Source organism: Rahnella sp. ATs2 (genome assembly GCF_051851855.1).
GTDB classification, from domain to species: Bacteria; Pseudomonadota; Gammaproteobacteria; order Enterobacterales; family Enterobacteriaceae; genus Rahnella; species Rahnella variigena.
Genome location: NZ_JBLYPL010000002.1, coordinates 66,360 through 84,355 on the forward strand (window position 1 = coordinate 66,360; position 17,996 = coordinate 84,355).

Here is a 17,996-nt window from a genome sequence, read left to right on the forward strand (position 1 = left end):
CGTGTCATCGCAGTTAATGCATGAAACAGCCGGCAAGACGTCAGGATCCAAACACGCCCTGCTGGCTGCGTTTTTCACTCAGCAATACCGCCTGCTCTTTGACTACCTGCCAGATAGCCTGCGCCGCGGGCGATAAAGACCGGTTTTTACGTTTCACCAGCATCAGTACGCGGTTGATTTCCGGCACCAGACTTTTAACCACCAGCTTGCTCCCTTCCGGTCCGGGCAACGCCAGCGCCGGGATAACGCTGATGCCAATCCCGGCTTCCACCATCGGGAATAACGTAGCCGGATGCCCTATTTCCTGGACAATCTCCGCCTTCACTTTCTGCGTCTTCAGTGCGCCGTCGATCAGGATCCGGCTGCCTGAGGCGTAATCCTGCAGCACCAGTTTCTGACCATTCAGCGCCTGCCATTTAACCACCGGCAGCGCAGCCAGAGCATGATCTTCGCGGCACATCATCAAAAACGGTTCATGCAAAATCGGTTCGCAATCCAGATCAGTATTCTCACCGGGATCAATCACAATCCCGAAATCTACTTCCGCGTTTCTCACACTGTTAAGCACCAGTTGCTGAGCCTGGTCGCGCAGTAACACGCGGATATCAGGATATTGCAGCGCACCGCTGGCGATACATTGCGGCATCAGTTGCGCGGAAATCGTCTGGCTGGAAGCGATACGCACGCGACCATTGTGCTGTGTACCGAAACTGCGGGTATCGAGGAGCATAGCGTGGAGTTCATCGAGCAGCGGTTCGACACGGTTCGCCAGCCGCAGACCGGCGTCAGTCAGCGCGACTTCACGCGTGGTTCTGTCCAGCAACCGCACGCCCATTTCAGCTTCCAGTTCCTTCATGCTATGGCTGACCGCCGACTGACTTAAACCAATGGACTCACCAGCCCGGCTGAAGCTGCCGTAGCGTGAAACCGCCACAAATACGCGAAGCTGTCGGAGAGAATAATTCATGAATTTTCTGCATTAATGGATTAAATAAATCAATTTTTTAATTGTATCGCAAAGGCACAGAATAGCCGCATTCAGAAACAACTATTCGAGACTTGTTATGCGCTTCTTACCCGATCGCTTTACCCTGACACTTATCGCCGTCGTCCTGCTGGCCACCTTCTTTCCGGCCAGCGGCATGTTTGTGGCGTTCTTCAATAACCTGACGATTTTCGCCATCGGCCTGCTGTTTTTCATGCACGGCGCCAAACTTTCGCGTGAAGCGATTTTTCAGGGCAGTAACAACTGGCGGCTGCATTTGTGGGTAATGTTCAGCACCTTCATTCTGTTCCCGATCCTTGGCCTGCTATTCCAGTGGTGGCATCCGGTAGATGTCAGCCCGCAGATTTACAGCGGCTTTGTCTATCTGTGTATTCTGCCTGCCACCGTGCAGTCGGCGATTGCGTTTACCTCACTGGCGGGCGGTAATGTGGCTGCCGCGGTGTGCAGCGCTTCCGCATCCAGTCTGCTGGGAATATTTGTGTCGCCGCTGCTGGTCAGTTTGCTGATGCATGTGCAGGGCGAAACCGGCAATGGTCTGGCGCAGGTCGGGCATATCGTGTTGCAACTGCTGGTGCCGTTTATCGCCGGACATTTGTTGCGTCCGGTGATTGGCGGCTTTGTAGAACGTCACCGTAAAATGATCGGTAAGACTGACCAGACATCGATTCTGCTGGTAGTCTACTCCGCTTTCAGCGAAGCGGTCACACAGGGGATCTGGCATCAGGTAGGCCTCGGTTCGCTACTGTTTATCGTGGTGTTCAGTCTGGTGCTGCTGGCCTTTATTCTGGTGATCAACACCTACATGGCGCGCTGGATGGGCTTTAGCAAACCGGACGAAATCACCATTGTGTTCTGCGGTTCGAAGAAAAGCCTGGCGAACGGTATCCCGATGGCGAACATTCTGTTCCCGGTCAGCGCGATTGGCATGATGGTGCTGCCGCTGATGATTTTCCATCAGGTGCAGCTGATGACCTGTGCGGTTCTGGCGAAGCGTTACCAGAAAAAACAGCGGGAAGCGGCGCTGAAACAAAAGCCTGTGACTGAATAAGCTGGCTGGATAGCAGGCAGAAAAAAGGCGCTGAGTTCAGCGCCTTTGTTTTAGAGAAGTGACTCGTTCTGAACAGCGCTTATTCGTCGGTACCGCTCAATCCGGGGCCATTACGGCGCAGCGGATTGATCAGGCTTTGCAGCCCTTCCGTTTTAATCGCCAGCGTCAGCTGCATCAGTTCACCCAGTTTTCCCTGCGGAAATTCGTCTTTACGGGCGAACCACAGCAAATATTCTTCCGGCAAGTCGATCAGCACCCGTCCGGCATATTTACCGAACGGCATCACCACATTGGCAATCTGGATCAGATCTTCTTTTTCCATCTTTTATTCACCCAGCAGGCGGATCATCTCCGCTTCGTCGATCACGTCGATCCCCAGTTCCTGCGCTTTCGCCAGTTTGGAACCCGCGGCTTCACCGGCAATCACCAGATCGGTTTTCTTCGACACGCTGCCGGATACTTTCGCGCCCAGCGCAGTCAGACGATCTTTGGCTTCATCGCGGGAAAGGATCGACAGTGATCCGGTTAATACCACGGTTTTACCGGCAAACGGACTGTCGATTTCTTCCGGTACAATGACCTGCACGTCAGGCCAGTGAATGTTGATTTCTGGGCTTAACAGCTCGTCAATCACCTGCTGGTTATGTTCTTCCGACAGGAAATTCACCACGTGTTTGGCGACCACTTCACCAACGTCCTGGACGGTTTTCAGTGATTCGATATCCGCCGCTCTCAGCGCTTCCACTGAACCGTAATGCGCGGCCAGATTGGCCGCCGTGGCCTCGCCCACTTCACGAATACCCAGAGCGTAGAGGAATCGTGCCAGCGTGGTTTCTTTGGCTTTCTCCAGCGCATTCACCACGTTTTGCGCCGATTTCGGCCCCATGCGATCCAGACCAGTGAGCTTGCCTGCCGTCAGACGGAACAGGTCAGCCGGCGTTTTGACATATTCTTTCTCAACCAGCTGGTCGATGATTTTATCGCCCATGCCGTCAACGTCCAGCGCGCGGCGGGAGACAAAATGCTTCAGCGCTTCTTTGCGCTGTGCGCCGCATATCAGGCCAGCGGTGCAACGCGCCACGGCTTCGCCTTCGACACGTTCAACATCAGAATGACAGACCGGGCACTGCGTCGGGAATACCACTTCGCGGGCATTTTCCGGACGTTCATCCAGCACCACGCCGACTACCTGCGGGATAACATCACCGGCACGGCGCACTATCACGGTATCGCCGATGCGCAGGCCAAGACGCTCGATTTCATCGGCGTTATGCAGCGTGGCATTGCTGACCATCACGCCCGCCACCAGAACCGGCTCCAGACGTGCCACCGGCGTGATCGCACCGGTGCGCCCTACCTGAAACTCGACGTCTTTCACCAGCGTAATTTGTTCCTGCGCCGGGAATTTGAAGGCTGTTGCCCAGCGCGGCGCACGCGCCACAAAGCCCAGCGTTTCCTGAATATCCAGCGAGTCAATTTTCACTACCACGCCGTCGATATCAAAGCCCAGTGACGGACGGTCGGCTTCGACCTGACGATAGAACGCCAGCACGTCGTCGCTGCCTGTACAAACGCGTACGCGATCGCTGACCGGCAAACCCCAGGCCTTAAATTGTTGCAGACGTTCATAGTGGCTGCGAGGCAGTTCACCGCCTTCCAGCAGTCCCACGCCGTAACAGAAGAAGGTCAGCGGACGTTTGGCGGTAATACGCGGATCCAGCTGTCGCAATGAACCGGCAGCGGCATTACGCGGGTTGGCAAACACTTTGCCCCCGCTGCGGCGCGCTTCGTCATTCATCGCCTCAAAGCCCGGTTGCGGCATAAACACTTCGCCACGCACTTCGAGACGTGCAGGAATATTGTCGCCATGCAGACGCAGAGGAATGGCGCGAATGGTACGCACGTTAGCGGTGATGTTCTCACCGGTCGTGCCGTCGCCACGCGTGGCCGCCTGCACCAGTTCGCCATTCTCATACAGCAGGCTTACCGCCAGACCATCGAGTTTCAGCTCACAGCAGAACGTCAGCGGTTCAGTAGTTTTCAGCCGGTCCTGCACACGCTTGTAAAACGCCAGATAGCTTTCTTCATCAAATACGTTGTCCAGCGACAACATCGGCACCTGATGTTTTACCTGTTCGAAAGCAGAAAGCGGCGCGGCGCCCACGCGCTGCGTGGGAGAATCCGCAGTGATCAGCGTTGGATGCGCGGTTTCCAGTTCCCGCAATTCACGCATAAGACGGTCATATTCGGCATCAGGCACTTCCGGTGCGTCCAGAACATGATACTGATATTCATGATGGCGCAGCTGAGTGCGTAAGTGATTGATTTGTTCTTCGATAGTGGCCATGACTCACCGTGGAGATAAAAAACCCCCGGCAAGCGGGGGTTTGGGGAAAGGGTATTTCACGAACGCCAGAATCAGGCGGTCGCTTCGAGGACCTCGCGGATCCGCGCTTTGTACGTTTCCAGCTTCTGCGGCGTAATCATACGACGCTCATCGTCAAGCACCATCGCACCGACATCATCGGCAATACGCTGGGCAGACTGCAACAGCAGTTTGAAGTTCTGATGCGCGTCGCCATAGCAAGGCACCATCATGAACAACGTCACACCTGGTGTAGAGAAGTCGGACATATTGTCAGGGTCAAAAGAACCCGGTTTGACCATATTTGCCAGACTGAACAACACCGGACCGCTGCCCGCCGGGCTAACGTGACGATGGAAAATATTCATTGCGCCAAACTGGAAGCCGGACTGAAGCACGCTGTTTAACAGGACTTCACCCCCGATAACGCCGCCCTGATGCGCTGCAACGTGCAGCACCAGCACCGTTTCTTTCAGTTTAGCTTTCTCTGCCGGGGCTTCTTCTGCCGGAGCAAAAGGCGCAGGCTGAGGTTCAGCTTTGGCAGCCGGTGCCGCGTCCGCATGAATTTCCTGCGGCGGAACCGGTGCTTGCGCTTTAGGTTCAGGCGCATATTCCTGCGGTGCAAAATCAGCAACAGGTTCGCGTCGCGGTGCAACTGCGGGTTCAGCGGCTGAATAACCACTCAGCAACGGATCATCCTGCACAGCATGATGCTGTGGCTGAGCCGGTGGCTGGGGACGAGCAACAGGTGCTGGCGCTGGCTGCACAGGTTGACCCTGCGGCTGACGTGGCGGTGCAGTCTGTTCTGGTTCATCATACTGACCAAAAGTCGGTTCATCCTGAGGATAAGCAGGACGCACGCGCACTTCCCCCACTCCATCGACGAAATCGTCAGGCGGAGATTGTTCCCGTTCTTTTTTCACACGTTTAGCTGGACGATCGCGAAACAGCGAAGAGCGTTCTTTACGGCTGGTCCACAAACCGTGTAACAACAACGCTATTATGGCGATCGCGCCAACAACGATTAATATCAGACGCAAATCCTGCATCATTGCTATCTCTGTTGTTCTAATACATTGCCACCACGGCAAACATTCACAATATTAACTCTATTTGCCCACGTAGATAAGTGCAAGTCTGGACTCTACTTTCTGCTAATAAATAGGGCAGTTGCACCTTTTTTTGCTGTTTTTTCAGCCAATCCACTGGTAGCCAGTGGAAAATCATACCGATATGATAGCCCATGTCATTCAACTCAGAGAGAAAATTTCGTTTATGACTTCATCGCAAAGCGCCAGACAAGAAAACGGCGTGCATTATTTCAAACAGGGCTGGATGCTCATTTCCTTACCAGGGATACGACGTTTTGTGATTTTACCGCTGGCGGTCAACGTATTGCTGATGGGCGGCGCGTTTTGGTGGCTGTTCACCAAACTGGGAGAATGGATCCCCGCCATGATGAGTAAGGTGCCGGCCTGGCTGAGCTGGCTGGATTATCTCATCTGGCCGGTAGCGGTACTTTCCGTGGTGCTGGTGTTCAGCTATTTCTTCAGCACTATTGCCAACTGGATCGCCGCACCGTTTAGCGGATTGCTCGCCGAACAACTCGAATCGCGACTGACCGGTAAACCGCTGCCGGATACCGGTATCTGGGGCATCATGAAAGACCTGCCGCGCATCATGAAACGCGAATGGCAGAAACTGGCCTATTACCTGCCGCGAGCCATCGTCTTATTTGCGCTCTACTTTATTCCGGTGATTGGCCAGACCGCCGCGCCGGTGCTGTGGTTTTTCTTCAGCGCCTGGATGGTGGTTATCCAGTATTGCGATTATCCGTTCGATAATCACAAAGTGAGTTTTGCGGATATGCACCGCTCGCTCGGCAGCAACAAAATCGACAATATGCAGTTTGGTTCGCTGGTCAGCCTGTTTACGATGATCCCGGTGCTCAATCTGGTGATCCTGCCTGTCGCGGTGTGCGGTGCTACCGCTATGTGGTGCGACCGCTATCGGCATGTTTACGTTAAAAACAATGTTGACGTGAATTCCACCCGCGCATAACGTTTTTTCTTCACAGCCGCCTGCGGGCGGCTGCCTGCTATGCTTGACTTTTCGTCCTCAAACTTATTTCTTAATAACGTATCGATATACCAAATACCAAAACCTTACTTCACTGGGAAAGCGGTTCGCGTATGCTTTCTCGATTCCCACTAATTTCATAGTGTTGAAAGCTTCACACCGTGAATATTTCATACAGTTAAAGGACGGGTTATGAGCAAGATCTATGAAGACAATTCATTAACAATCGGCCATACGCCACTGGTTCGCCTGAACCGTATCGGTAATGGTCGTATTCTGGCTAAGGTCGAGTCACGTAACCCGAGCTTCAGCGTGAAATGCCGTATCGGTGCGAACATGATCTGGGACGCTGAAAAGAAAGGCATCCTGACCAAAGATATCGAACTGGTTGAACCGACCAGCGGAAACACAGGTATTGCACTGGCCTACGTCGCTGCCGCGCGCGGTTATAAACTGACGCTGACCATGCCGGAAACCATGAGCGTTGAGCGTCGTAAACTGCTGAAAGCCCTCGGCGCCAATCTGGTGCTGACCGAAGGCGCGAAAGGTATGAAAGGCGCAATTGCAAAAGCCGAAGAAATTCAGGCCAGCGATCCTTCCCGTTATCTTATCCTTCAGCAGTTCAGCAACCCGGCCAACCCGGCTATCCATGAGCAAACCACCGGTCCGGAAATCTGGGAAGACACCGATGGCGCAGTCGATGTGCTGATTGCAGGCGTGGGTACGGGCGGTACCATCACCGGTACGGGTCGTTATCTGAAAAGCAAAAAAAGCAGCGTGAAGCTGGTGGCCGTTGAGCCAACGGATTCGCCGGTGATTACTCAGACGCTGAATGGCGAAGAAGTGAAACCGGGCCCGCACAAAATTCAGGGCATCGGTGCTGGTTTCATTCCGGGCAACCTGGATCTGGAACTGCTGGATCGCGTCACGCTGATCACTAACGATGAATCCATTCAGATGGCACGTCGTCTGATGGAAGAAGAAGGCATTCTGGCGGGGATTTCTTCCGGTGCTGCAGTTGAAGCTGCGGTAAAATTATCCAAAGAACCTGAGTTTGCGGATAAAACCATCGTGGTTATCCTGCCATCTTCCGGCGAACGCTATCTGAGTACCGCATTGTTTGCAGATTTGTTTACTGAAAAAGAATTGCAACAATAATGCCACATCCCTAAAAGCGGATAAAAAAGCACCTTTCGGGGTGCTTTTTTGTGGGCTACATCAAAGTTTACACCACTCTGTCATTGATTTTACCCGCCAGGTTTAGTATTTAACCGGTCAATTATTTCGATGCGCGAAATTAATCGCCTCCATGAACCCGCCCGCTGAATCGATTTACCGATTTGTTACAAGAGGGAAAATCACGGCATAATGGAGAAATAACAGAAAAGCCTAGATCTAGGGCAAAGAGTTTTATCGCTGAGTGCGTTATTTTCTCTTTTCTGTTGCATCTGAACCTGCCCCTGAACCATAGTCAGGCGCTAATCTCTACAGGCTAAAGTGCAGCGCATAAGCTAAACTTTAGCTCCACAACATTACTTTAATAAGTTGGGGAAACAACAATGTTCCAGCAAGAAGTTACAATTACCGCTCCTAATGGTCTGCACACTCGCCCTGCTGCACAGTTCGTGAAAGAAGCTAAAGGTTTCGCTTCTGACATCACCGTGACTTCAAATGGCAAAAGCGCCAGTGCGAAAAGCCTGTTTAAACTGCAAACTCTGGGCCTGACCCAAGGTACCGTTGTGACCCTCTCAGCTGAAGGTGAAGACGAGCAGAAAGCCGTTGAACACTTGGTAAAACTGATGGCAGAGCTCGAGTAACACTCAGCCGCTCTTATATCGTTTAAACCAGTCAAGAGAAAGGTAGGGTTATGATTTCAGGCATTTTAGTATCTCCCGGTATCGCTTTCGGCAAAGCACTTCTGTTGAAAGAAGATGAAATTGTCATCAACCGGAAAAAAATCTCTCCTGATCAGGTTGATCAGGAAGTTGAACGTTTCCTCGCTGGCCGTGCGAAAGCCTCAGCTCAGCTGGAAGTGATCAAGACCAAAGCCGGTGAGACCTTCGGTGAAGAGAAAGAAGCCATCTTCGAAGGCCACATCATGTTGTTGGAAGACGAAGAGCTTGAACAGGAAATCATAGCCCTTATCAAAGACGAGCATGCTTCTGCTGACGCTGCTGCTTTCTCTGTCATTGAAGGTCAGGCGAAAGCCCTGGAAGAGCTTGATGATGAATACCTGAAAGAACGTGCGGCTGACGTGCGTGATATCGGTAAACGTCTTCTGCGCAACATTCTCGACATGACCATCGTTGATCTGAGCTCCATCCAGGACGAAGTTATCCTGGTTGCGACCGATCTGACGCCGTCAGAAACGGCTCAGCTGAACCTGAACAAGGTTCTGGGTTTCATTACTGATTTGGGTGGCCGTACTTCTCACACCTCAATCATGGCGCGTTCCCTGGAATTACCTGCAATCGTGGGTACCAGCGACGTGACCAAACAAGTCAAAAATGATGACTACCTGATCCTCGACGCTGTGAACAATAAAATCTATGTCAACCCGACAGCAGACGTTATTGACGAGCTGAAAGCCGTTCAGAACCAGTACATCTCAGAAAAAGACGAACTGACTAAACTGAAAGATTTGCCGGCTATCACGCTGGATGGTCATCAGGTTGAAGTTTGTGCCAACATCGGTACCGTGCGCGACGTCGCCGGTGCAGAGCGCAATGGCGCTGAAGGTGTCGGCCTGTATCGTACAGAATTCCTGTTCATGGACCGTGACAGCCTGCCTACCGAAGAAGAGCAATTCCAGGCGTATAAAGCCGTTGCTGAAGCGATGGGCTCACAGGCAGTTATCGTCCGTACCATGGACATCGGCGGTGATAAAGACCTGCCGTACATGAACCTGCCAAAAGAAGAAAACCCGTTCCTGGGCTGGCGTGCAATCCGTATCTGTCTGGACCGTAAAGAAATTCTTCACGACCAGCTGAAAGGTATTCTGCGTGCTTCTGCGTTCGGTAAACTGCGCATTATGTTCCCGATGATCATTTCTGTTGAAGAAGTGCGTGAACTGAAAGCAGAACTGGAAATGCTGAAAGCTCAGCTGCGTGAAAAAGGCCAGGCATTCGATGAAACTATCGAAGTAGGCGTGATGGTTGAAACCCCGGCTGCTGCAGTGATTGCTCATCACCTGGCAAAAGAAGTCGATTTCTTCAGTATTGGTACAAACGATCTTACCCAGTATACTTTGGCTGTGGATCGCGGTAACGAACTGATTTCTCATCTGTACAACCCAATGTCTCCGTCAGTACTTGGTTTAATTAAGCAAGTTATTGACGCATCTCATGCTGCCGGTAAATGGACAGGGATGTGCGGCGAGCTAGCCGGTGACGAACGTGCTACACTTCTTCTATTGGGCATGGGGTTAGATGAGTTCAGCATGAGCGCTATCTCTATCCCACGCATCAAGAAAATTATTCGCAATACAAACTTCGAAGATGTGAAAGCGCTGGCAGATCAGGCCCTGGCCCAACCTACGGCGCAAGAGTTGATGAACCTGGTAAACAAGTTCATTGAAGAAAAAACACTCTGCTAATTGCGCGATGCTGGTAAAGCTGCCCAAATTAATGCTTAGGAGAAGATCATGGGTTTGTTCGATAAACTGAAATCATTGGTTTCTGATGATAAAAAAGACGTTGGCACTATTGAAATCGTAGCGCCGATCTCTGGTGAGATTGTCAACATTGAAGACGTGCCTGACGTTGTTTTCGCTGAGAAAATCGTAGGTGACGGTATTGCTATCAAACCATCTGGCAACAAAATGGTTGCTCCGGTTGATGGCACTATCGGTAAAATCTTCGAAACTAACCATGCTTTCTCAATCGAATCCGACAGTGGCATTGAGCTGTTCGTACACTTCGGTATCGACACCGTTGAACTGAAAGGCGAAGGCTTCAAACGCATCGCTGAAGAAGGCCAACGTGTTAAGAAAGGCGATTTGGTTATCGAGTTTGATCTGCCTCTGCTGGAAGAGAAAGCGAAGTCTACCCTGACTCCGGTTGTTATCTCTAACATGGACGAGATCAAAGAGCTGATTAAACTGACAGGTAGCGTGACTGTGGGCGAAACCCCAATCATCCGCATCAAGAAGTAATTCGCTCAGCGAGTTGTAAAGCAAGAAGTTAAAAACGGCGCCTAATCAGCGCCGTTTTTTATTGCCTGTAAAAACAGCTATCCACAAAATAATTCGAGTCGCAGAAAGGCAGCAAACGAAGCCATCCCGATGAGCTTACAAAAGTAAGTGATTCGGGTGGCTGAGAGTAGCCAGCGCATCTGCGGCTCGGATTATGAAGCGGATTTCCAGTGCGGAACTTGAAGGCTGATGATTAAGCCATGTGGCTGCGCGTTACGGGCATCCACTTTACCTTCATGCGCTAACATCACTTTGCGGGTGATGGCCAGCCCCAGACCATAGCCTTTGCCTGACAGCGGCGATTTCACTCGCACGAACGGGTCGAAGATACTCGACAACTTATCTTCTTCCACACCCGGCCCCTGATCGGCCACTTCAATTTGCAGATACTCTTCAACTTGTGCCAGTGAAACTGTGATTGTTTGCCCGCGCGCAGAAAAACGCAGTGCATTGCGTACCACGTTATCGACAGCGCGTCGCATCAGCTCAGCATTGCCTTTCACGGTGTAATCCAGGTCATCCGCTGATTCGGGAAAGAGCGCAATCTCCACGCCCGGTAACTGCGCCTCATAGCGCGCGTCGTTCACCACCGCTTCCACCAGGCCGTACAGATCGAAGTACTCTTCATCCGGGATTTCACTGCTTTCAGTTCGCGACAGCGCCAGCAGTTCCCCGATCATCTTATCCAGACGTCCCGCTTCATGTTCAATGCGACTCAGCGAGCTTTCAACATTTGAAGGATTCTGTCGCGCCAGGCCGATGGCCAGCTGCAACCGCGCCAATGGAGAACGCAGCTCGTGAGAAACATCATGCAGAAGTTCTTCACGCGCCTTCACCAGAACCTGCAAACGTTCAGCCATCGAGTCGAAATCGCGTGCCACTTCTGACAGCTCATCATGCCGCTTGCCCATGCTGGTAAACAGGCGTACCGATAAATCGCCCTGCGCCACCCGTCCGAAGGCTTTACGCATTTGCAGCATAGGTCGGGTCAGGTTCCACGCCAGCATCGCGCTGAACAGTAATCCGCCCAGTCCGCCCAGCCATAACAATGGCGGAGGCATATTCAGCCAGTCCCTGTGACGTCTCGGGCGATATTCATGCATCAGCCCGTCTACATCATATTTCAGCCGGTAGCCCTGCCCGTCAGGCCCCTGCACAAACTGCACGACTTCATGCGGGATTTTACCGGGTTCCAGATCCTTAATCGTATTGCCTTTGGCGGGCAGCAACGAAGGTGTTACGGAGAAAAACTGCCTGTCATCATCCGGCCAGTCGGCCATCATCGCATTAAGTGCAGGCATACCGCCGTTGTGCAGCGTTGACACCGCTGACGTAATTTGCAGTTTTACAAAGCGTCGTGCAATGCCGCTTTCCGGCGGTTCGTGCGGATTATAAAAAGCAAAAACCACCCAAAGTCCCTGAGTGATCGCCACAAAAGTGAACCAGAATCCCAGCAGGATTTTCCAGAACAGTTTTCCGCGCATTCGTTTAGCGTATGCGATAGCCAATGCTGCGCACCGTTTCAATAGTCAGGATATCGCCACCTTCCAGTGACCCCAGTTTTTGGCGGATATTACTGATGTGAACATCAATACTGCGATCATAAGCTTCACGCGGACGCCCGAGGCCTTTTTCTGACAACTCATCTTTTGATACCACACGTTCAGGAGACCGCAGTAACAGCTCCAGCAGATTGAATTCAGACGCCGTCAGGTCAAAAGGAACCCCACGCCATTCGCTGCTGCGGGTAGCCGGATTCAGCGTCAGGTCACCGTAGTTAACGGATGAAGAATCAGAGTGCGATTCCTGCTGCTCTTCCACACGGCGCAATACTGCACGCAGACGCGCAACCAGTTCGCGCGGGTAGCAAGGTTTTGGCATGTAATCATCGGCACCCATTTCCAGGCCGATAACGCGATCGATATTGTCGCCCTTAGCGGTCAGCATGATGATCGGCAGACGACTGTTTTTACGCACCTGGCGCAGTACATCAATACCACTCATATCCGGCAGCATAATGTCGAGGATCATCGCGGTGTATTCGCCGGACATCGCCCCTTCCACGCCCGCTTTGCCGGTCAGTACCAGAGAAGCGTCAAAACCTTCTGCAATCAGATATTCGCTGAGCATGGTTCCTAATTCGAGATCGTCATCGACTAATAAAATTTTCATTCTTTATTTCCGCCTGGCTAAAATTTTGGTCATTTTTACCACTAACCCTGCATTACGCAGCCGCTTTTACTCTTTTTTTACACAGTCTCTGACAGAATTTCATATCGCTTAAAGCGCAGTGTAAGGAACAAAGTTGTCGTGTTTAACACTATTCCTATTATAGAAGATTAAAATCAATCTGTTAGCGTCATTCAGAAAGCAAAAGGCAGGCGCAAAGGCCTGCCTTTATCATGTGACCGCGTTTATCGCTGCGAGTTCTTAATCAGAAAATACACCAGTCGAAAGGTAACGGTCACCGCGATCGCAGACAATTGCCACAATCACACTGCCGGGATGGCTTCTGGCGACACGCAATGCGCCCGCAACAGCGCCGCCGGAACTCACTCCACAGAAGATACCTTCTTCCCGCGCAAGAGCCCGCATGGTGTCTTCCGCTTCGCCCTGCCCCATATCCATCACTTCATCGACCAGTTCAGGGCTGAAAATACCCGGCAGATATTCCTGCGGCCAGCGGCGTATACCCGGAATGCTGCTGCCTTCAGAAGGTTGCAATCCGACAATTTGCACCCCCGCGTGCTGACTGCGCAGAAAGCGACTGACACCCGTGATGGTGCCGGTTGTCCCCATACTCGACACAAAATGCGTAATACGCCCTTGCGTCTGCTGCCAGATTTCCGGGCCGGTAGTCGTAAAGTGCGCGAGCGGGTTGTCCGGATTATTGAACTGATCCAGCACTTTCCCCTGCCCCTGTTGTTCCATTTCCTGCGCCAGGTCCCTCGCACCTTCCATCCCCTGCGCGCGGCTGACCAGCAATAATTCAGCGCCGTAAGCGCGCATTGATGCCTGACGCTCGAGGCTCATATTTTCCGGCATCAGCAATTTCAGCTTATAACCTTTCAGTGCCGCAATCATCGCCAGCGCAATACCGGTATTACCACTGGTGGCTTCGATCAGCGTGTCACCGGGATGAATTTCACCGCGCTTTTCCGCCTGCTCAATCATGAACAGCGCTGCACGGTCTTTTACTGAGCCCGCGGGATTATTGCCTTCCAGTTTGACCCAGATCTCGCTGTCGAGTCCCTCGGTCAGACGCTGTAATTTCACCAGAGGTGTATTACCGATGTAGTGTTCAAGCGTACTCACGGGCTTGCCTTATATTAAAAAGGTATATTGACTGATAAAAAACACATAAACAGATATCAGACGATAAAAAGGGCGGCTCGGAGACCGCCCTGAGAAACATGCTGATTAAAAAATATCAGGCGCTCTTCGCTAACGCAACGGGTTGTAGCTGTTGATCACCGGCATACAAGCGGCCATTCAGCCCGCCGACATAAAACCGATCGCCGCGCTGAGGTGCGCTATTACCGTGAGCTTCAGAAAGCACCACGGAAAGCGGTTCATCGTGCCAGCCTTCCGCCTGCACGATAAGCTGCCAGAAATGACCACGCGGGCTGACCTCCAGCACTTTTACCGGCAACGGGCAGCGCGCAGTAATGTGCGCGGTAATTTCCATTTCCCATGGACGCAGGAACAAATCGACCGCGCCCTGATGTAGCGGCGGGTTCTCCAGCGGCCAGTGATGCGCGCCGACATACAACTGAGAACCGCGAATTTCACCGCCGATTTTATTCACTTCACCCATAAACTCCAGCACGAAGCGGGTCGCCGGCTCACGCCAGATTTCTTCCGGCGCGCCCACCTGTTCGATATTACCCTGGCTCATGACGACCACGCGGTCGGCGACTTCCATCGCTTCTTCCTGATCGTGGGTCACGAACACGCTGGTGAATTTCAGCTCTTCATGTAACTGACGCAGCCAGCGGCGCAGCTCTTTACGTACCTGCGCATCCAGCGCACCGAAAGGCTCATCCAGCAGCAAAATTTGGGGTTCGACCGCCAGCGCACGGGCCAGTGCTACACGCTGTTTCTGACCACCAGAAAGCTGTGCCGGATAACGGTTGGCCAGATGGGCTAACTGCACCATCTCCAGCAGTTTAGTGACTTTCTGTTTAATCGCTTCGGCGTTCGGACGCTCGCGGCGCGGCAGCACCGTCAGGCCAAAGGCGATGTTGTCGAATACCGTCATATGGCGGAACAGCGCGTAATGCTGAAACACGAAACCGACCTGACGGTCACGGGCGTGGAGACGCGTCACGTCTTTACCGTGAAAACTCAGATGTCCGGCGCTCTGGTTTTCCAGCCCGGCGATAATGCGCAGCAGCGTGGTTTTACCGGAACCTGAAGGCCCGAGCAGCGCCACCATCTCTCCGGAAGCAATATCGAGCGAGATATCATTGAGCACTTTCGTGCGGCCAAAATATTTGTTGATACCGTTAATTTCAATGCTCATGACTTTCCTCCCGCTCAAGACGGTCGTTATGGCGTTTCAGACGCCATTGCAGGCCGCTTTTCAGAAACAGTGTGACAATCGCCATCAGGGTCAGCAATGCAGCGGCAGTAAACGCGCCTGCGGTGTTGTAGTCCTGATGCAGTAATTCAACTTGTAATGGCAGCGTGTAAGTTTCGCCGCGGATAGAACCAGAAACGACAGACACCGCACCAAACTCCCCGATCGCACGGGCATTGGTCAGCACCACGCCGTACAGTAATGCCCAGCGGATATTCGGCAAGGTCACGCGGCGGAACATCTGCCAGCCTGACGCGCCCAGTAAGACCGCCGCTTCATCTTCATGGCTGCCCTGACTCAACATCACCGGCACCAGCTCACGGATAACAAACGGACAAGTAACGAATACCGTTACCATCACCATGCCCGGCCAGGCGAACATAAACTGAATATTATGCGCATCCAGCCAGCCGCCAATCGGGCCGTTGGTGCCGTAAAACAGCAGATACAACAGACCGGCAACCACCGGCGAAACCGCGAACGGGATGTCGATCAGCGTCAGTAACAGCTGACGCCCCGGGAAATTAAAGCGCGCCACCAGCCAGGCCAGCAGCGTGCCGAAAATCAGGTTCACCGGCACGGTGATCAGCGCCATCAGCACGGTCAGCCAGATGGAATGCAACATGTCAGAATCAGACAGGTTCTTCCAAACAGCAGCAATCCCGTCGGAAAAGGCCAGCACGAAAATGCTGATCATCGGGATCACCAGCAGCAAAATACAAATCAGTAAACCGGTGCCGATCAGCGACCATTTTACCCAGTCGATACGCTGGTGTTTTTCGCCTGCAAAAGCCGGAATATCAGACATTACTGGCCTCCCAGACGACGGCCATAACGGCTCTGTAAAGTGTTAATCGCAAACAGCAACAGCAGCGAGGCGGCGAGAATAACCGATGCAATCGCGCTGGCTGCCGGATAATCAAATTCCTGCAAGCGGATGAAAATCATCAGCGAGGTCACTTCAGTTTTCCACGCAATGTTACCGGCAATGAAAATCACCGCACCGAATTCGCCCAGGCTGCGGGTAAAGGACAGCGCCGTGCCCGCCATCAAAGAAGGCATGACTTCCGGCAATACCACGCGACGGAAACTCTGCCAGCGCGAAGCGCCCAGCGTTTCAGCGGCTTCTTCATATTCCGGACCTAATTCTTCCAGCACCGGCTGCACGGTACGAACCACAAACGGAATGCTGGTAAAGGCCATCGCCACCGCAATACCAAGCCAGGTGTACGCCACTTTGATATCAAAGTGCGCCAGCCACTGACCGTAAAACCCGGTGGTAGAAAACAGGCCTGCCAGCGTTAAACCGGCCACGGCGGTCGGCAAGGCAAACGGCAAATCCATCAGCCCGTCCACCAGGCTTTTACCGGGGAATTCGTAACGGGTCAGGATCCACGCCATCAACATGCCGAAGAAACAGTTAAAAATACTCGCCACACCCGCCGCCAGCAGCGTCACTTTATAAGCAGCTACAACCTGACCGTTGGTGATCACATCCCAGTATTGCGCCAGCGTCATTTGTGACAACTGCATCACCAGCGCACTCAGCGGCAGCAATAACACCAGGCAGACGAACAGCAGGCTGCTGCCGAGGCTCAGGGTGAATCCGGGTAATACGCGTTTGCTCGACAACAACATTACTTGTGACCTTGCTCTAACAGTTTGTCCAGCTCACCGCCGGTACTGAAATGGGTTTCCATCACTTGTGGCCAGCCACCGAACTGATCTTCAACTTTGAACAATTTGGTATCCGGGAACTGCCCCTTAGCCGCTGCCATCGCCGTTTTGTCATACACACGGTAGTTAAAACTGGTGATAATTTTCTGCGCCTGCGGGCTCCACAAATAATTCAGGTAATCTTTTGCGGCTTTTTCTGTGCCATTTTTCTCGACGTTTTTGTCCACCCAGGCCACCGGGAACTCAGCCAGAATGTCCACTTTCGGCACAATCACTTCGTATTTATCGTCACCGTACTGCTTACGGATATTGTTCACTTCAGATTCGAAACTGATCAGCACATCACCCAGTCCGCGTTCCACAAATGTGGTTGTCGCGCCACGGCCGCCGGTATCAAACACCTGAACGTTTTTCAGGAAACTCGCCATTTTCTCGCGGGTTTTCGTCTGGTTTTTATTGTCTTCCAGATTGAACGCTCCCCAGGCACCCAGATAGGTATATCGGCCATTGCCGGAGGTTTTGGGATTCGGAAACACCAGGCTCACGCCCGGACGCGCTAAATCGTCCCAGCTGTGAATGTTCTTTGGATTACCCTTGCGGACCAGAAACGCCATGGTGGAATAAAACGGCGAACTGTTGTTAGGCAAACGACTTTGCCAGTCGGCAGGGATCAGATTGCCGCGGTCATGCAAAATCTGCACATCGGTCACCTGATTGTAAGTGACGACATCCGCTTTCAGACCCTGCAAAATCGCCAGTGCCTGCTTGGAAGAACCGGCATGGGATTGTTTAATATCAAGTTTGTCGCCGTCGTTTTGATCAGCCCACTGTTTCTGGAATGGCGGGTTCAGTGCAGCAAAAAGTTCACGGGACACATCATAAGAACTGTTGAGCAATTCAGTCGCCGAAGCCGCGCCGCTGGCCAGCAGCAGTGCCGCAACGGAACCTTTCAGCACGCTGCCTGTAAATCCGAGTGTTTTCATGCTTAGCCTTAGGTGAGTGAACCGATATGCGACGCTGATAAATGCCGCTCAATATCACACAGTG

The 17,996-nt window shown here is 52.5% G+C and carries 16 protein-coding genes and 1 pseudogene; 6 read left to right on the plus strand and 11 right to left on the minus strand.

What is annotated here, in order from left to right:
* Window positions 1-40 precede the first annotated feature (40 nt).
* Complete coding sequence (locus ACJY2G_RS02015; RefSeq protein WP_120161617.1) at window positions 41-967, minus strand: LysR family transcriptional regulator; 927 nt, start codon at window positions 965-967, stop codon at window positions 41-43.
* A 97-nt stretch (window positions 968-1,064) separates the two neighbouring features.
* On the opposite strand from ACJY2G_RS02015, the gene ACJY2G_RS02020 reads away from it, so the two are divergent.
* Window positions 1,065-2,054: a bile acid:sodium symporter family protein gene (locus ACJY2G_RS02020; RefSeq protein ID WP_113876022.1), complete on the plus strand. Its 990-nt coding sequence runs from the start codon at window positions 1,065-1,067 to the stop codon at window positions 2,052-2,054.
* A gap of 79 nt (window positions 2,055-2,133) precedes the next feature.
* Here ACJY2G_RS02020 and ACJY2G_RS02025 read toward each other — a convergent pair whose 3' ends face one another.
* The 3 genes from ACJY2G_RS02025 to zipA form a co-directional block, all read right to left on the minus strand.
* Window positions 2,134-2,376: a DUF3820 family protein gene (locus ACJY2G_RS02025; RefSeq protein WP_112290716.1), complete on the minus strand. Its 243-nt coding sequence runs from the start codon at window positions 2,374-2,376 to the stop codon at window positions 2,134-2,136.
* Window positions 2,377-2,379: 3 nt separating this feature from the next.
* Window positions 2,380-4,401, minus strand: coding sequence for an NAD-dependent DNA ligase LigA (gene ligA, locus ACJY2G_RS02030; RefSeq protein ID WP_430320358.1), 2,022 nt, complete (start codon window positions 4,399-4,401; stop codon window positions 2,380-2,382).
* 71 nt (window positions 4,402-4,472) lie between these two features.
* Window positions 4,473-5,471 (minus strand): cell division protein ZipA, encoded by a 999-nt coding sequence (zipA, locus tag ACJY2G_RS02035; RefSeq protein ID WP_430320357.1) that lies wholly within the window; start codon window positions 5,469-5,471, stop codon window positions 4,473-4,475.
* A 223-nt stretch (window positions 5,472-5,694) separates the two neighbouring features.
* Here zipA and cysZ point away from each other — a divergent pair, with 223 nt between their 5' ends.
* The 5 genes and pseudogenes from cysZ (at window position 5,695) to crr (ending at window position 10,651) form a co-directional block, all read left to right on the plus strand.
* A complete protein-coding gene (gene cysZ / locus ACJY2G_RS02040; RefSeq protein WP_430320356.1) occupies window positions 5,695-6,480 on the plus strand; it encodes a sulfate transporter CysZ in 786 nt (261 codons plus the stop codon).
* A 210-nt stretch (window positions 6,481-6,690) separates the two neighbouring features.
* Window positions 6,691-7,656, plus strand: a complete 966-nt coding sequence (gene cysK, locus ACJY2G_RS02045; protein ID WP_112290710.1) for a cysteine synthase A — start codon at window positions 6,691-6,693, stop codon at window positions 7,654-7,656.
* Between the two features lie 401 nt (window positions 7,657-8,057).
* A complete protein-coding gene (gene ptsH, locus ACJY2G_RS02050; RefSeq protein WP_013574433.1) occupies window positions 8,058-8,315 on the plus strand; it encodes a phosphocarrier protein Hpr in 258 nt (85 codons plus the stop codon).
* A gap of 50 nt (window positions 8,316-8,365) precedes the next feature.
* A pseudogene (ptsI, locus tag ACJY2G_RS02055) lies at window positions 8,366-10,163 on the plus strand (phosphoenolpyruvate-protein phosphotransferase PtsI).
* Complete coding sequence (crr, locus tag ACJY2G_RS02060; protein WP_112290707.1) at window positions 10,142-10,651, plus strand: PTS glucose transporter subunit IIA; 510 nt, start codon at window positions 10,142-10,144, stop codon at window positions 10,649-10,651. Before ptsI ends, crr begins: the two are co-directional and overlap by 22 nt.
* 191 nt (window positions 10,652-10,842) lie before the next feature.
* Here crr and ACJY2G_RS02065 read toward each other — a convergent pair whose 3' ends face one another.
* From ACJY2G_RS02065 to cysP, 7 genes are all read right to left on the minus strand, one after another.
* On the minus strand, window positions 10,843-12,174 hold the full coding sequence (locus ACJY2G_RS02065; RefSeq protein ID WP_181955541.1) for a HAMP domain-containing sensor histidine kinase: 1,332 nt from the start codon (window positions 12,172-12,174) through the stop codon (window positions 10,843-10,845).
* A gap of 4 nt (window positions 12,175-12,178) precedes the next feature.
* A complete protein-coding gene (locus ACJY2G_RS02070; RefSeq protein WP_101076260.1) occupies window positions 12,179-12,862 on the minus strand; it encodes a response regulator transcription factor in 684 nt (227 codons plus the stop codon).
* A 258-nt stretch (window positions 12,863-13,120) separates the two neighbouring features.
* Window positions 13,121-14,005: a cysteine synthase CysM gene (gene cysM / locus ACJY2G_RS02075; RefSeq protein ID WP_430320355.1), complete on the minus strand. Its 885-nt coding sequence runs from the start codon at window positions 14,003-14,005 to the stop codon at window positions 13,121-13,123.
* Window positions 14,006-14,120: 115 nt separating this feature from the next.
* Complete coding sequence (gene cysA / locus ACJY2G_RS02080; protein WP_430320354.1) at window positions 14,121-15,215, minus strand: sulfate/thiosulfate ABC transporter ATP-binding protein CysA; 1,095 nt, start codon at window positions 15,213-15,215, stop codon at window positions 14,121-14,123.
* On the minus strand, window positions 15,205-16,080 hold the full coding sequence (gene cysW, locus ACJY2G_RS02085) for a sulfate/thiosulfate ABC transporter permease CysW (RefSeq protein WP_430320353.1): 876 nt from the start codon (window positions 16,078-16,080) through the stop codon (window positions 15,205-15,207). The genes cysA and cysW overlap by 11 nt, the downstream gene beginning before the upstream one ends.
* On the minus strand, window positions 16,080-16,910 hold the full coding sequence (cysT, locus tag ACJY2G_RS02090; RefSeq protein ID WP_112290699.1) for a sulfate/thiosulfate ABC transporter permease CysT: 831 nt from the start codon (window positions 16,908-16,910) through the stop codon (window positions 16,080-16,082). The genes cysW and cysT overlap by 1 nt, the downstream gene beginning before the upstream one ends.
* Window positions 16,910-17,932 (minus strand): thiosulfate ABC transporter substrate-binding protein CysP, encoded by a 1,023-nt coding sequence (gene cysP / locus ACJY2G_RS02095; protein ID WP_120161606.1) that lies wholly within the window; start codon window positions 17,930-17,932, stop codon window positions 16,910-16,912. Before cysP ends, cysT begins: the two co-directional genes overlap by 1 nt.
* Window positions 17,933-17,996 lie beyond the last annotated feature (64 nt).